We start from the raw sequence: 16,316 nt of genomic DNA, 5'->3' as shown, positions 1-16,316 counted from the left end.
TGTCCGTCTCATGGAGGCGGTCACATCGCCATGCCGCCGTCGACGCAGATGACCTGGCCGGTGATGTAGGAGCTCTCGTCGCCTGCCAGGAAGGCGACGAGGCCGGCGACCTCCTCCGGGCGGCCGAAGCGGCGCATGGGTACCGGAGCCAGTCGGGCGGGGTCGTCCATCATGTGCTGGGTCATGTCGGTGGCGATGAGTCCCGGAGCGACGGCGTTGCAGCGGATGTTCCGCTCGGCCAGTTCCTTGGCGATCGACTTGGTCAGGCCGATCAGCCCGGCCTTGGCCGAGGCATAGTTGGCCTGGCCCGCGCTGCCGAAGACCCCGGCGACGGAGGAGATGTTGATGATCGAGCCGCTGCGCTGGCGGATGAAGCCGAAGTAGCAGCTCTTGATGAAGTTGAAGGCACCCTTGAGATTGGTGTTCAGGACCGTGTCGAAGTCCTCGTTCTTGATGGACGCCACCAGGCCGTCCCGGACGATGCCGGCGTTGTTGACCAGGATGTCGACCGGGCCCAGTTCGGCCGTGACCGCCTTGACGGTCTGGGCGACCCGGTCGGGGTCGGACACGTCGCAGCGGTACATCTGCCCGGAGCCGCCCAGTCTCTCGGCCTCCTGCCTGGTCTGCTTGGCGGCGGCCTCGTCGCCGAGGTAGACGACGGCAACCGTCGCACCCTCCTGGGCCAGCCGGAGCACCATGGCCCTTCCCAGGCCCCGGGAGCCACCGGTGACGACAGCCACTTTGCCGCTCAAGGGGCCGCTCACGAGCGGTTCTCCCCCGCGGCGACGATGCCGACGATGTCGCCGATGTTCTTGGCGTCGCCGAAGCTCACCATGGGCAGCGAGACGCCGGCCCGCTCCATGGTCTCGGTGATGATCTCGGCGATGTCGATGGAGTTGGCCCCCAGATCCCGCAGCCTGTCCTCCGGAACGATCCGGCTCACGTCGACACCCGGGACGATCTCCGCCAGGACGGATGTCAGAGTCGTGAAAATCTCTTCCTGGGTCATGCTCCTCTTTCTTCCTGCTCTCGTGTCGGGTGCCGCTTCCGCGGCTATGCGCCGTAGCGGCTCAGGAGAAGTTCCCTGACCTCGGGCTGGTGGAAGGTGACCTCGTGCATCGCCAGTTCCTTCTCGATCACCTCCGGGAGCTGCCGGCGCAGTTCCCCGACGAGGTGCTCCTTGAGCATCACGAGCGAACGGCGCGGCTTCTCGGCCAGATTCCCGGCCAGCTCCAGCGCCGCGGGCAGGACGTCCTTGCGGGGGCGCACCGGATACGGAACGCCCCGCTCGGCCAGTTCGGCCCCGCGGAAGGTACGGCCGGTGAGCAGGAACTCCTCGGCCAGCGCCAGACCCAGTTTCGCCGGGAAGACACGTGTCGACCCGAACCCCGGAGTGAAGCCGTACTTCATGAAATTCGCGGTGTAGATGCTCTCCCGGGAGAGGATCACGAAGTCGGCGAACAGCCCCATGGACAGACCGCCCCCGATGGCATGCCCCTGCATGGCGGAGATGACCGGAATCGGGCAGTCCAGGGGCAGGGAGTACGCGTTGGGGCGCCCCTCGGCCTGGAAGGTGGACGCCCCCGCCTGGATGTCCAGCAGCGCCTCACGGGTCCCGCCCGAGCAGAAGTAGTTGTCGTAGCCGGTCAGGATCAGCGCCCGGTACCGCTCGTCGGACCGGACCTGCTCGAATGCCTTCCCCAGCCCGGTGAGCAGGTCATCGGTGAAGGTGTTCTTGTGCTCCCGGTCCGCCATGACGACCAGGGCGACACCCGGGCGGGGTTCCGTCAGTGTGACGACGTCGCTCAGACCCACACGTACTCCCGGTGGAATTCGGTGACGCGCCCGAGGAGCAGGCGGTTCGTGCCCCTGATGGTGTCCAGTACCTCGGGGACGACGTCGTGCTGCAACTCGGCGTTCCGGGTACCGAACTCGATGACCTCGTTCTCCTTCATCAGCCGCAGGTACTGCTCGACGCTGAGCTCGTATCGGTCGTCGAGAAGCCGGTCGATGCCCAGCGCCCGCACACGTTCCTGGCCTTCCCGGGTGGCCACGCCGCTGTAGAACTCCGAGCAGCATCCGGAACCGTAGGAGAAAACCCCCAGCCGCCGGGGCGTGGAGAAGTCGCCGTGGGCGATGGTGGAGAGGATGTTGAGAAAGACCGTGCCGCCGAAGATGTTGCCGACCCGCCTGCAGTACTCCAGCCCGGGCAGCACTCGCCGCTCGAAGTCCGCCTCGATGGCGGGGGGCTTCGCCTTGCACATCCGGCGCATCATCGTGCGGTGGGCGCCCTTGACCATGCCGCCGAAGGGGGTGTGGAAGGAGAGGTAGTCGAACGTCGTGGCGTACTCGGCCCCCTCGACCTTCCGCTCGTACGCCCGGTACGCCGCCTCACAGCAGTCCAGGTAGGACATCAGCGACAGGTCGGCGTTGCCGGCCTCGCTGTCCGGCACGGGTCGGCAGGTGTCCATCACCTCGTAGCCGTACGTGCCGTTCGCCCCGACATCCACGCTGAAGATGTGCGGGGTGTCGCTGATCAGCATGGCCATCGCCCCCGCGCCCCCGCTGGGCTCGGCGAAGGACCAGTCCTCCTGCAACGCCTCGCCGGCGTCGGTCGCCTTGAAGCGAGCCATGTCCGTGGTCACCACCAGGCCTCTGGCCCCAGGGGAGACCTGTGAGAGCACGAAGTTCACCGCGGTCTGGAAGCCGGCGGTGCCCGAGTAGCAGGCGTTCTTCACCTCGAACAGCCGGCAGTTGCGATTCAGCTTCAGATAGTCGTGCACATAGGTGCTCAGCGACTTCCCGAAGTCGATGCCGGATTCGGTACAGGTGACCAGGACTTCGATGCGGTCCCGCTCCTCCTCGCTCAGCGCGTCCACGACCGGCTTGGCGGCGTTGACCGCGAACGACACCGGGTCCTCGAAGGGCAGGGCCACGGACTTCTCGCTCATGAGCAGGTTCTCGAACCGCTCGTTGTCCAGCCCCCGGTACCGGGCCAGGGACCGCACGTCGAGACAGGCCGAGCCGCCGTAGAAGTTGATCGCTTCGATGCCGGCCACGCGCCGTTCCATACCGTCTCTCCTCGTCTTCACATTCCCCTCGGTTTCCCGCTTCACGCCTGGCCCACCGCGCCCAGCAGTTCCTGACGGATGAGGGTCAGCAGCCGCCCCTGGGACTGGTGTGCGTCGATGAACTGGTGGTCACCGGCCATGGTGTGCAGGACGAAGGGACCGGTGGTCAGCCCCTCCCATCGTTTGGACTCCTCCGCGGCCACCCAGTCGTCGACGCCGTGGAAGGCCGTGACGGGGGCGGAGAAGGTTTCCTCCGGGTCGTGTGCGTACCGGTCGATGAGACGGCACGCCGCCAGCAACTGCGGCAGTGTCGCCCGGGTCTCCGTCTCGCCGTAGCTCCAGGCGTTCCGGTAGGCCCGGACGACGACCTCGACGGCCTCCGGGTCCTGCCGGATCTCCTCGTAGCCGGGGATCCGCGTCATGCCATGCTTGACCAGCTCATCCAGGATGTCCTGGATGCTCGGGTTGGGGCCGCTGGGCGCGGCGAAGCCCGAGACGAACGCCTTGACGAGCCGGGCGTCGGGGTTTCGGCCCAGACGGTGCGCCAGCCGGAAGGAGAACAGCGCCCCCCAGCTGTGTCCGAAGGTGGCGCAGGGGATGTCGAGCAGCTCCGGATCCACGACCCGTTCCATGGTCTTCATGAACGCGTCGATGTCGGCCGGCGGCCGCTCGTCCAGCCGCTTGGTGTCCATTCCCGGCAGCATGACCGCGCATACGTCGATCTCCGGGCCGAGCCGCTCCCGCCAGGCGTCGAACAGGTCGGCGTTGCGGTAGCCGTTGGGGAAACAGAACAGACGGACCTTCGCCTCCGGATGCGGCTGGTAGCGGTGGATCCAGTGCCCCGGGGTCAGGTGGTTGTCGTACGGCCTGGTCTGGGCCTCGCGTGGCAGCCCGGTGCCGCCGGGGAGCAGGTCGGCCAGGTGGTCGGCCAGATCGCGCAGGGTGTCGCTCTGGACCATGTCGGCGAAAGAGATGTCCACCGACAGCAGCGTGCCGGTCTTGTTGTAGAAGCGCAGACCGGTGATCGAGTCCAGACCGAAGTCGTGCATCGGCTGGTCCGGGTCCACCTGGTCGGGGGCCATCTCCAGGATGTGGGCCAGCAGCCGGCCGAGGTACTCCAGCAGCATCTCCCGCTTGCGCTCGGCGCCGGCGTAGCCGTAGCGCTGGAGGAAGTCCCGGTCCTCGTTCTCCTTCTCCAGGGTGGCGGCGTCCATCACGGCCATGAGCTCGCCGAGCTTCTGCTCGTCGAACTCCTTGAGCCGGATGCGCCCGACCGAGACCACGGTGGCCCCGGCCCCGTCGACCAGCCGGATGCTGCCGGCGATCTCCCGCCGCTCCTCGTCGTACTCGGGCATCGCCACGGCCGCGAAGAGCCCCTCGGCACCGGAGCGGGGTCCCACGACGACCTCGTCCATCTCGGCCACCATGTACTTCTGGCCGTCCGGGGTGCGCTCCAGCGCCACGTAGTTGCAGGTCTGGGCGCAGCCGTCAAGGACGCCGGGGTGGAAGCCCAGGGCGTGGTCGCGCCGCGCGGTCTCCCCCTCGGGCGCGGCGAAGCCGACGAGCACCTCGGTGTCCCCGCGCCACCAGGCGCCGTCGACGAGACGCACGGCTGGGCCGAAGAAGAAGCCCCGGTCGTGCTCCAGCGGCCGGTAGAACTCCTCGCGTGCCACGTGCCGCCCGGCGGCCCGCCGGGCGGCGGCCACGTCCAGCCGGTCGGCGACGGCGGCCTCGTCCACCGGGGCGATGGTGCCCCTTACGTTCAGGACCCACTGCGTGCCCGCGTCCTTGCTGTGGAACTGGAAGTCGAACGAGCCGTCGCCGTCATCGCGCGGGTCGAGGACGAGCAGCACCTCCTTGATCTTCTCGGCGAAGACCATGACGGGGGCCGTGAACCGCATGTCGCGGACGCGGCAGGGCCGGTCGCCGTGGCGCTCGGCCATCACCGCCCGCAGCATCTCCAGGTAGTAGCCGACGTGGACGACGCCTGAGTTGTCGACGAGCTCGGGGAAGTTGCGATGGGCGAAGGTGTAGAGGTACTGCTTCTGCCGGATCGGCAGGTCGATCTCCTCGCCCCGCAGCCCGTTGCGGCTGAGCCGCCCGGCCGTCCGGGCCGCCGGGTCCTCGGCAGCCCGATCAGAGGTGGCGTGGGACAGCCAGTGGCGGGCCGGTTCGAAGGGGTGGGTCGGCAGCATCAGCTTGCGCCGGCCCTGGCCCTCATAGTGTTTCTTCCAGGTCAACGCCGAGCCCAGGCACGACAGTCGGGCCAGCGCGCGCAGCAGCGAGTCCAGCGCGGGGCCGTCCTCGCCCAGGCGCAGCACCACGACGTCGTCGCGCTCCAGCACCGCCGCGGTGCGGGGGGCGCCCAGCTCGACGAAGAAGCGGTAGCCCTGCTCGTACAGCTCCCGCAGTCCCTCGTCGTAGCGGATCGGCGCGGTCAGAGCATGGTCGTGGAAGTCGGCGCGCAGCGCCTCCGGGTTGTGGCCGGCCTGGAGGGTGTGGGACGACTGGTAGCGGCTCCCGGGCTGCTGGTAGACCTCACTGCGGACGGCCTCCTGCCAGGAGGCCGCACCGGCCTGGTAGCCGGCCGAGGGCCAGGTGGTGTCCCGCTCCCAGGCGGTCTCGGCGCCGACGGCGGTGAGGGCCTCGGTGACCTGCTTCAGGTCCGAGGGCGCACCGGAGATCACGCGCTCGCCGGGTCCGTACACGGCCGACAGGTGTGCGTGGCCCCGCCAGTCCCGCATCACCCCCTCGAACGCCTCCCGTTCCAGCAGCACCCGGACGAAGGCGACCGGCTCACCGGAGCGCCGCGCCGCATCGAGCGCCAGGTGGTGACGGACCGCGGCGTCCAGGCTCAGCACGCCGGAGACCACCGCGGCGACCAGGGAGCCGGTGCGCTCGCCGAAGGAGATCTCGGGTACCACGCCGTAGGACTCCAGCAACCGGCACATGGCGTACTCGGCCGCGAACAGCCACGCCTGCGCCGTCTGCGGGGTCCCGGGCGTGGCGCCCTCGGTGGTGAACGCTTCGAGCTGCGGGCCGCAGACCTCCTCGAAGCGGGTCAGGCACTCGGCCAGCGCCTCGTGGCAGGCCGGAAAGGTCCCGGCCAGGCTCCGGGCGGTTGCGAAGGTCCGCGCCGCGTCGCCGCCGGTCTCGCCGTGGAAGAGGAAGGCGAGCTTGGGCCGGATCTTCTCGTCCGTGTGCGCGGCGTACGCCCGGCCGCCGGCGTGGGTGGTGAACAGGGTGCGCTTGGCGTTCCACCGGTCCCGGCCGTGGCTGCTGCCCAGGATCACCGAGGTGTCGGAGTAGAGGCTCCCCTTCTCCTCGTACGCCGCCAGCACGGCGTTGAGGCCCTCCCGCAGCTCCGCCGGGCCACTGCCGAGAAAGGCCGCGCGGTGGGTGAACGCGGCGCCGCAGGCGTTGGCCGTGTAGCACACGTCCTCGATCGGCAGTTCGGGGTGGCGCGTGAGATACGCGTCGAAGTGGCGGATCCGGCGGACCAGCTTCTCCTCGTCGGTGGCGCTGAGCGTGAGCAGCGAGGAGGTGAGCGCCGGGCGGGCCGGTCCCCCTCCGGCACCGAGGTCGGCCTGCGGCGCCTCGGAGAGGATCAGATGGGCGTTGGTGCCGCTGAAGCCGAAGGAGCTGATGGCGGCGTGGCGCGGCCGGTCGGGGGTGGCAGGCCAGGGCCGGGTGGTCTTCGGGAAGTCGAAGGACCCGCTCAGCGGCTTGATCCGCGGGTTGAGATCGCCCAGCCCGGCGATGGCTGGGATCCGGCCGTGGTGCAGGCACAACGCGGTCTTGATCAGGCCGGCGATGCCGGCTCCGGCCTCCAGATGGCCGATGTTCGCCTTCAGCGCACCCAGTGTCAGCCGGCGGGAATCGTGGCCGTAGACCTGGTGGATGGCGTCGATCTCGATCGGATCGCCCAGCAGGGTACCGGTGCCGTGGGTCTCCAGGTAGTCGACGTCCTCGGGGGCCACCCCGGCGTTCTCCAGGGCCCTGGTCAGCACGGCCTTCTGGGCCCGGCCGTTGGGCATCGTCAGCCCGCTGCTCTCGCCGTCGTTGTTGACCGCGCCGCCGCGGATCAGGGCGTAGACGGTGTCGCCGTCCCTCTGGGCGTTCGACAGGCGCTTGAGCACCACCACTCCGACGCCCTCGCCGCGGCCGTAGCCGTCCGCGGTGGCGTCGAAGGGCTTGGACCGCCCGTCCGGGGCGAGGGCGTTCATCATGCACAGCGAGGACATCACGCCCGGGGACAGCATCATGCTCACGCCGCCGGCCAGTGCCATGTCGCACTCGCCGCGCCGCAGCGCGTCCACCGCCAGCTGGGGGGCGACCAGGGAGGAGGAGCAGGCGGTGTCCACGGACAGGGCGGGACCGGTCCAGCCGAACGCGTAGGACACCCGCCCGGAGGCGATGCTGGAGGTCGTGCCGGTGCCGATGTACTCGTTCACCCCGGTGGAGTCGCGGACCAGCTGTGCGTACTCGGAGTTGCCGGACATCCCGATGAACACGCCCGTCGAGCTGCCGCGCAGCTCCTCCGGGTGCTGGCCGGCGTTCTCCAGCGCCTCCCAGCAGACCTCCAGCAGCTGGCGCTGCTGGGGGTCCATGGCGTTGGCCTCCAGCGGGGAGATCTTGAAGAACCGTGCGTCGAAGGCCGCTACGTCGTTCTTCAGGAAGTTGCTCTGCCGTACGTACATCTTCCCGGGCCGGCCGGGCGTGGGGTCGTAGTGGTCCTGGACCGGCCAGCGGTCCTCGGGGATGTCCCGGACCCCGATGCCGCCCTCGCACAGGAAATCCCAGAACCGCTCGGGAGTGTCACAGCCCCCGGGGAAGCGGCAGGCCAGGCCGACCACCGCGATGGGCTCCCGGGCCGCTCCACGGGCCTCCTCCAGCTGGCGGCGCAGGTTCTGGATCGTCAGGACCGACTGTTTCAGCACCTCGCTGGTGTTGTTCTTCGCCTGCTCACTCATGAAACGTCAGCCCCCTCGTTCTCACTCAGCTCGATTTCCTTCCGCAGGAGGGCGACGAGATCCTCCTCGCCCATGCCGTCGATGCCGGGCCGCGCGTCGGCCGACGGCTCGGCGGGCCGCTCGTCCCGCCGCTCGCCCGGCGGCTCGATGGGCAGGGTCGCCCCGATGTCGCTCTCGGGGACGCCCAGCATGCGAGCGATCTTCACGATGTCGCCTTTGACCGTGATGGCCTGCGGATACGCCAGGCCGGCGGCGGCGCGCAGGGCCAGCCAGCCCTCGGGGCCGTCGAACACGACGGTGCCCAGCTTGTTGCGCATCCAGGTGAGGATCGCGTCGCTGGTCTCCATGCCGCCACCGCGCCAGAACGACCAGTTCAGCGAGAGCGTGTGCCCGGCGCGCTCGCCGCGCTCGCGCAGCTTCTCGCGGTACTCGGCGAAGGCGTCCAGGTAGCCGTTGGCGAAGCAGTAGTCGCTCTGCCCGAAGTTGCCCAGCACCGCCGCCAGCGAGGAGAACATCACGAAGCACTCCAGCGGCTCGTCCCGCAGCGCCTCGTCGAGGTACCGGGTGCCGAAGACCTTGGCCCGGAAGACCTCCGCCATCTCCTCGGGGCGCTTGTGCTCGATGGACCCGTCCCGCACCGCCCCGGCCGAATGGATCACGCCGGTGACGGGACCGAAGCGGGAGCGCACCCGGGCGACCAGGTCCATGACCGCCTGCCGGTCCCCGATGTCGGCCCGCAGGTAGACCGCCTCGCCCCCGCCCCGGCTCCAGGACGCCAGCTCCGCCAGCCGCTCAGGGTCTGCCTCCCGCCGGCCGACCAGGACCACCTTGGCCTGGTGTTCCCGGCACAGATAGCGGGCGAACAGGCCGGCCAGGCCCCCGGGGCCGCCGGTGACGAGGTAGACGCCGCCGGTGCCGAACCGGGACCGGGAGGCCTCGATCCGCTCGGCCGGGACGGGGCGGAAGCACCGGGTCCAGCGGCGCGTGCCGTCGTGCCGCAGCTCCACGTCCTGGTCCGGCCGGCCGAACTCCGCCATCAGGGCGGCGGCCATCCGTGCCCGGCTGAGGTTGGACCGGGTGAACTCGACCGTCTTGTAGACCAGCAGCGGGTTCTCCATGCGGGCGGCCCGCATGAAGCCGCCGATGCCCCGGTTCTCCGGCGCCGCCACGCCGCTCCTGGTCGCCGAGGCGTACAGCAGCCGGACCCGCCGCCCGGGCAGTCTGGCCAGCACGGCCTGGGTGAGGGCGGTCAGGGAGTAGACCCCGTGGCGCAGGCCGGCTTCGATCCGGTCGGGGGCGGGCTCGGAGCCGGTGGCCGACCAGCAGTGGATGATCCGGTCCACGGTGACACCGCGGTCGGCCAATGTCTCCAGCAGGGTCTCGTAGCCGGCCCGGTCCAGGGGGTCGAGCGTGAACTCGTCCTGGCCGCTGACCCGTAGTCCGCGGTCGCCGGGGCGCACCAGCACCACGTGTTCCGGCCGCCGGTCGGCGGGGAGGCCGGCCAGGGCCGAGCGCAGCCGGTCGCCGGTGTCGAACAGCAGGACCGCGCCGCCGGCCGGGGCCGCGGCGGGGGCATCGGTCTCGGCCCAGTCCCGGGTGAAGAGCCAGACCGGCGCGACGTCGTCGTCCCCCGTGGTCCCGGTCTCCCCCGCGTCCGCCCCCGGCTGCGCGCCGCGCTCCAGGCTCGGCAGGCCCAGGAGGTACTCGGCGACCTCCCGGATCGTCGGATAGTTGAAGAAGAGCTGCAGATCCAGGTCCTGGCCGAAGAGCCGCTCCAGCAGGTTGTGCGTCTGCGTCGAGGTGATGGAGTCCATACCCAGCTCGAAGAAGCCCCGGTCCGTCTCGGGCAGCCGGCCCTCGGCGAAGCCCAGCAGGTCGGCGACCCGGTGCTGGAGGTACTCGGTCATCAGTCCCGGGCGTTCGTTGGGGAACGCCTTTGCCAGCCGGCCCAGGAACTCCCGGTCCACGCCACCGGTGTCCGCGTCGGCACCAGTGGGCGGCACGCCGGCCGGTGCCGCCGGGGCCCGCTCGTGACCGATGGCCCGGACCGGGGCCTGATACAGCCAGTGGGTGTCCTTCTGGAAGGGATAGCCGGGCAGGGAGACCCGGTGGCCCGGGTGCTCCTCCCACCATGCGTCGAAGCGCACGTCCTCCCCGCGGACCCACCGCCTGCCCACCTCGTCGAGTCGGTCCTCCGCGGTGGCCGTCCGCCCGTCGGCCACGAACGCCTTGAGCTGTCCGGCGAGTTCGGCGTGGTCCGAGGCGACGAAGGCGGCGCGGCACGGCAGCGCCCGGCGGCCGGTCTGAAGCGTGAACGCCACGTCGGACAGGTCCGGCAGCGCCTGGGGCCCGCCGTTCCCCTCCAGAAATGCGTGCAGTCCGGCGGCGTGGCGCACCAGGGCTTCGGGGCTACGGGCGGACAACGGGATCAGCCACGGCCCCGGGGCGCCCGGCTGGAGGCGCGGCGGCGCGGTGTACTCCTCCAGCACCACATGGACGTTGACGCCGCCCACTCCGAAGGAGCTGACGCCGGCGCGCCGCGGCTGCCCCTGCGGCGGCTGCCAGGGCTCGTTGTCCAGCTGGACCCGGAAGGGGGTGCGCGCGAAGTCGATCTGCGGATTGAGTCGTTCGGAGTTCAGCCGGCTGGGGAAGAGCCGCCGCTGTCGCATCTGGAGGATGACCTTGGTGACCTGGGAGATGCCGGCTGCGGCCTCCAGATGACCGATGTTGGACTTCACCGAGCCGATCGCGCAGTGCCGCCCGTCGTCGGGGAAGCCGTCGAACGCGGTGGTCAGCGCCTCGATCTCGATGCTGTCCCCGAGGGAGGTGCCGGTGCCGTGCGCCTCCAGGTAGCTGACACCGCCCGGTTCGACACCGGCCCTCGCCAGGGCGGCCCGGACCACCTCCGCCTGGGCGACCGGGTTGGGTACGGTGTAGCCGTTGGTCTTGCCGCCGTGGTTGACGGCGGTGCCTTTGATGACGCCGTAGATGTGGTCGCCGTCCGCTTCGGCCTGCCGCAGCGGCTTGAGGAGCACCGCGCCCACGCCCTCGCCCGGCACATAGCCGTTGCCGCCCTCCCCGAAGCTCTTGCAGTGGCCTTCCGGGGAGAGGAAGTTGAACATGCCGAGCGTCAGGTACTTGGCGGGGTGCAGGCTGAGGTTCACCCCTCCCGCGATGGCGACCTCGCACTCCCCGTGGCGCAGCGCCTCGCAGGCCAGGTGGACGGCGTAGAGGGAGGATGAGCAGGCCGTGTCGACGACGAGGCTGGGGCCGCGCAGGTTCAGCAGGTAGGAGACGCGGTTGGCCACCGAGTACAGCTGCGAGTCGATCGGCACGTCCTTCCCGGCGGCCAGGTCCGCCGCGCCGTACAGCCCGTACTCGTTGAAGGTGACACCGGCGTAGACGGCGACGTTCCCGCGCCGGTCGCCCGCGTCCGGATCCGCGAGGGTCTCCGGCGTGTGCCCCGCGTCCTCCAGGCAGTGCCAGACGGCCTGGACGAACAGCCGCTCCTGCGGGTCCATGTAGGCGGCGGCGTTGGGGGAGAGATTGAAGAACGCGGGGTCGAAGCCCAGCGCGTCGTCGAGAAATCCGCCCCGGCGGCACGCTATGTCCGGGTAGTCGCGGTGGTCCCAGCGTTCGGCGGGGATCTCGGTGACGCAGTCCCGCCCGGCGGCCAGGTTGGCCGCGAACTCCGCGAGGGTCGGCGCCTGCGGGTAGCGGCCGCTGAGGCCGATGACGGCGATGTCGCCGGTGACGGTGGCCTCGTCGGCGTCCACGGGAGCCTGGGCGGAGGACACCGGTACGCCGGGTTCCGGGGCGGCGGGCCCGGCCCGCTCCCGGCCGCTCGGCACCTGCTCGCGGCGGGTGGCGGCCAGGTGGCGTGCCAGCGACTCCAGGTCCTTGTAGGTGAAGAGCAGGGAGGCGGGAAGCGAGCCGTAGCTCCGCTCCAGGGCCCGGTTGAGCCGGGTGACGCGGATGGAGTCGATGCCGTAGTCCTCGAACGGCGTATGCGCCTTCAGCCTGCCGACGGGAATCTTCAGCTCTTCCGAGAAGCAGCGCTTGAGGTCGTCGAGGACAGCGGCGTAGCGGTCTCCGTCACCGTCCGGCCGCGCCGCCGGGGGCGTCGGAGACGCCGTGGCGCGGACCGCCGGCTTCGCCGGGGCGGCCGGCCCGGCGGGCGTCGCGGGCAGCGCCGTGGCGGGGACCAGGGGCTCGTCCGGGCCGACCGGGAGGATCCAGTGGACCTCGCGGGCGAAGGGGTAGGTCGGCAGGGGCAGCCGGTGGGGCCGGCGGTGGTCCCAGGCGGCCGACCAGTCCACCTCGGCGCCCATGACCCACATCTCGGCGGCTTCGTCCAGCCGCTCTTCGGCGAGCAGTTGCCGCGTGTACTGATGGGTCAGGTCGTGCCGCAGCAGCGAGTGCAGCCTGCGGTCGTGGTCGTCGGCCGAGCCGTACCACACGCCGGGCGCGTCCGCATGTCGGTCGAGGTAGGCGCGCAGCCCCTGCCGTAGTCCGCCCAGGTCGGCGGCGCGGACGGCCAGGCGTTCGGCCATCGCCTCCCGACCGGTCTGGAGGGTGAACGCCAGGTCGGCCGGGGGCGGCGCCGGTGCCGCGGCGGCGGGTCGCGGAGTGGTCTCGGGGGTGGTCTGCGGGCCGTACGGCCGGGCCAGGTGGGCGGCCGTACGCGAGACGGTGGGCTGCTCGTGCAGCACCTCCACCGGGAAGCTCAGCCCCAGGCGTTCCTGCAGCCGCTCGTGGCAGGCGACCAGTTCGTAGGCTCCCACCCCCTGGTCGGTGTACGGCTCGTCGTCGTCGATGTCGGCGGGCCGCAGGCCGAGCGCGGCGGCGACCTCGGCGCGGAGGCCCTCGCGCACGCCGTCCTCCGTCACAGCCGCGTCGGCGTCCGGCGCCTCGGCGGCGGTGGGGACGGGAAGGGCCGGGCCGACGTGGCGGTCCAGGTGGGACAGCAGCCGCCGGGCGGCGGCCGTCAGGCTCTCCGCGTGTCGTGCGGAGAGCACGAAGAGCTGCTGCCGTCCCTCGTCGCCGGCGTTCCCGGACTCAGTCGCCGGCGCCTCTTCGAGGACGAGGTGGGCGTTGGTGCCGCCCGCGCCGAAGGCGCTGATCGCCGCGCGCCGGGGCAGGCTCCGGCCGTCGGGCCCCACCGGCGGCGTCCAGTCGCGCAGCCGCCGCTGGACGGAGAAGGGGGTGTCCTCGAAGTCGATCAGCGGGTTCAGCGTCGTGGTGTGCAGCGAGGGCACGAGCTGCCGGTGCCGCATCTGCAGGATGACCTTGGTCAGGGCGGCGACCCCGGCAGCGGACTCCAGGTGGCCGATGTTCGACTTCACCGAACCGATGGCGCAGAACTGCCGGTCCTGGGTGGCGCGGCGGTAGGCCCTGGTCAAGGCGGTGATCTCGATGGGGTCGCCCAGCGAGGTGCCGGTGCCGTGCGCCTCGACGTAGGAGATGCTGCGCGGGTCGACCCGCGCCTGGTCGAGCGCCTCGCTGATCACCTCGGCCTGGGCCTGCGGGTTGGGCACGGTGTACCCGCTGGTCCGCCCGCCCGCGTTGACGGCCGAGCCCTTGATGACGGCGTGGACGTGGTCGCCGTCGGCCAGCGCCTTGCGCAGCGGCTTGAGCATCACGGCGCCGACGCCCTCGCCGGGGACGTAGCCGTCGCCGCCCGCGCCGAAGGCGCGGCAGCGGCCGTCGGCGGACAGGAAACCGCCCTGGGACAGCTGGACGTACTTGGACGGGTGGACCATCACATTGACCCCGCCGACCAGGGCCAGTTCGCACTCGCCGCCGCGGATGGCGGTGCAGGCCTGATGGACGGCGACCAGGGAGGACGAGCACATGGTGTCGATCGTCATGCTGGGGCCGCGGAAGTCGAAGAAATACGAGACGCGGTTGGCCACGGAGGCGTACGAGGAGTTGCCGTTGAGCCAGCCGCCGTGCTTGTCCGTGGCCAGCAGTTGGTAGAGGCCGAACATGACTCCGGCAAAGACGCCGACCTTCTTCCCCTCGAGCGAGCCCGGCGCGTAGCCGGCGTCCTCGATGGCCTGCCAGGACGTCTCCAGGAACAAGCGCTCCTGCGGGTCCAGGTACTCGGCCTCCACGGGGGAGATGCTGAAGAAGAGCGGGTCGAAGAGCTCCACGCCGTCGAGGAAGCCGCCCCACTTGCTGTAGGACTTGCCCGGCTTGCCCTTCTCCGGGTCGAAGTAGGGGGTGTGGTCCCAGCGGCGTGGCGGGATCTCGGTGACGCAGTCCGTACCGTTCCGCAGGTTCTCCCAGAAGGCGTCCAGGTCGGCGGCGCTCGGATAGCGGCCGGCCAGGCCGATGACGGCGATGTCCTGGTCGAAGTCGCGCTCCCGCTCGACGGATGGGGGAAGCCCGGCCGCCGGCCGGTCGGCCCGGCCGCGCGCCTGGAGCAGGGCCCATTTGCCGGACAGCGACTTGCCTGACAGCGACGTGGCGGCGGGGGGCGGGTCGGGATTCGCCCAGGGGGTCGCGGGGGTCTCGGGGGTCGCGGTCGCCGCCGGGCCGAGGCGGGCGCGCAGCTGTGGTCCCTTGGTGCGGACCAGATGGGCGGTGAGCTCGTCGATGCTGTCGTACTCGAAGAACAACGTCTTGGCGAGCGGACCCAGTTCGCCCTCCAGCTCCTGGGTCATCCCGATGATCATGACGGACTCGACCCCGTACCGGCCGAACGAGGCGTCCGTCCTGATCTCGGAGGGGGGCAGCTTGGTGAACCGGGACACCAGCCGGAGCAGGTGGTCCCGCGCCCTGGTGCGCAGCGCCGGGTCGGCGTCCTCGCTCGCCCGGTCCGGCGCCGCCTCCTCCTGCCGCCCGCGCGGCTCGGCGCGGCCGGGGCCGGACTCCAGCAGCTCCCAGGTGCGCGGCTCGCCCTTGACCACCACCACGTGCGGCGCGTCGCAGGCCAGCGCCGCGCGGAACGCGGCGACGCCCTCAGCCGTCCTCAGCGGGTGCAGGCCGAGATGGGCCCTGGCCCGGTCCTCGGACCCCTCGGCGGCGCGCATGGCGCCGCCCTCCTCCCACAGCGGCCAGCCGACGGCCAGGGTCCTGCCGGAGCGCAGCCCGCGCCGCCGCAGTGTCTCGCGCCGGCGGGCGTAGTGGTCCTGGTACGCGTTGGCGAAGCCGTAGTCGGCCTGGCCGAGGTTGCCGATCGTGCCGGCCAGCGACGAGAAGAGCACGAAGAAGTCCAGCGGCTCCTCGCGCAGCGCCTCGTCCAGCAGCTCCGTGCCGCGGACCTTGGCGGCGAGCACGGCCGCCGCCTCCTCGCGGGTCTTCTTCAGCAGGAACGAGTCCCGGAGCACGCCCGCGGAGTGGATGACGCCGGTCAGCGGTCCGAAGGCGCTCCGGGCCTCGCGCACCAGCGTGGCCACCCCGTCGGACGTGCTGACGTCGGCCGGGACGTACCGCGCCTGCGCGCCGCAGCGGGCCAGTCCGGCCAGGGCGGCGCGCCCCCGGTCCGCCGGCGGGCGGCGGCCGGTGAGCAGCAGCCGGACCGGGGCCTGCCGGGCCAGCTCCCGGGCGAAGACGAGGCCGAGGCCGCCCAGGCCGCCGGTGACGAGATACGTCCCGCCCGGGTGCACCGGGAGGGGGCCGGGCTCGGCGTCCGGCGGCGTGGCCAGGGCGCGCAGGCGCCGTACGGCACGGCTCCCGCCGTCGTAGCGGACCTCCACCGCCTCGTCCTGCCGGTCGAACTCCGCCAGCAGCGTGGCGGCTGCGGCCTCGGCCGGTCGCGGGGTCAGGGCCACGCTGCGATAGCGGAAGGTGGGCTTCTCCAGCCGGACGGTCCGGGCGAAGGCTCCGACGGCGGCGTACTCCGGCCCGGGGCCCCTCCCGTCGCCCCCGTCCTCGGCGAAGGCGTGGATGAGCCTGATGTCCTGCTCCGGCCGCTCCCGCAGCAGCACCTGGGTCACCTCATGCAGAAGGAAGTACTCCCGCTCGGCGGCCTCGGCGGTCCTCGGGTCGCCCAGCTCCACCGCGGGCCCGCGCCAGATGAGGATCCGGTCGGGTAACGACCCCTGCCGCACCGCTCGGGCCAGCCGGTCCGCCGTGCGCACCACGTCGAGCGTGGCGTCGGCGTCGTGGTGCGCCAGCGCCCGGCGGAAGCCCTGCTCGACGTCGTCCTCCGTGGTGAACAGCAGGATGCGGCCGCCCGCGCGCGGGGCGGGGCCCCCCGTGTCGTGCGGCTCACGGACGGGCTGCCACTCTGGGGTCCAGTACCGGACATGCTCGGTCATATCCT

At 71.5% G+C, this 16,316-nt stretch carries 6 protein-coding genes; all 6 read right to left on the bottom strand.

Annotation, left to right across the window (positions count from 1 at the left end; translation table 11 throughout):
- Positions 1–20: 20 nt before the first annotated feature.
- From fabG to ACWY4P_RS45715, 6 genes are read right to left on the bottom strand one after another with little or no spacing between them, the layout of a single operon-like run.
- Positions 21–764 carry a 3-oxoacyl-[acyl-carrier-protein] reductase gene (fabG, locus tag ACWY4P_RS45740; RefSeq protein WP_456206744.1) on the bottom strand — a complete coding sequence of 248 codons (744 nt, stop codon included), beginning with the start codon at positions 762–764 and terminating at the stop codon, positions 21–23.
- A complete protein-coding gene (locus ACWY4P_RS45735) occupies positions 761–1,009 on the bottom strand; it encodes a phosphopantetheine-binding protein (protein ID WP_456206743.1) in 249 nt (82 codons plus the stop codon). The genes fabG and ACWY4P_RS45735 overlap by 4 nt, the downstream gene beginning before the upstream one ends.
- 44 nt (positions 1,010–1,053) lie before the next feature.
- Complete coding sequence (locus ACWY4P_RS45730; RefSeq protein ID WP_456206742.1) at positions 1,054–1,815, bottom strand: polyketide synthase; 762 nt, start codon at positions 1,813–1,815, stop codon at positions 1,054–1,056.
- On the bottom strand, positions 1,806–3,071 hold the full coding sequence (locus ACWY4P_RS45725; RefSeq protein ID WP_456206741.1) for a hydroxymethylglutaryl-CoA synthase family protein: 1,266 nt from the start codon (positions 3,069–3,071) through the stop codon (positions 1,806–1,808). Before ACWY4P_RS45725 ends, ACWY4P_RS45730 begins: the two co-directional genes overlap by 10 nt.
- Before the next feature lie 41 nt (positions 3,072–3,112).
- Positions 3,113–8,044 carry a beta-ketoacyl synthase N-terminal-like domain-containing protein gene (locus ACWY4P_RS45720; protein ID WP_456206740.1) on the bottom strand — a complete coding sequence of 1,644 codons (4,932 nt, stop codon included), beginning with the start codon at positions 8,042–8,044 and terminating at the stop codon, positions 3,113–3,115.
- The gene (locus tag ACWY4P_RS45715; protein WP_456206739.1) at positions 8,041–16,311 is read right to left on the bottom strand and encodes an SDR family NAD(P)-dependent oxidoreductase; all 8,271 of its coding nucleotides are present in this window, start codon (positions 16,309–16,311) and stop codon (positions 8,041–8,043) included. Before ACWY4P_RS45715 ends, ACWY4P_RS45720 begins: the two co-directional genes overlap by 4 nt.
- Positions 16,312–16,316: the final 5 nt, after the last annotated feature.

It is taken from the genome of Streptomyces sp. LZ34 (genome assembly GCF_053890475.1).
This window is presented reverse-complemented; position numbering and strand designations above follow the sequence as displayed.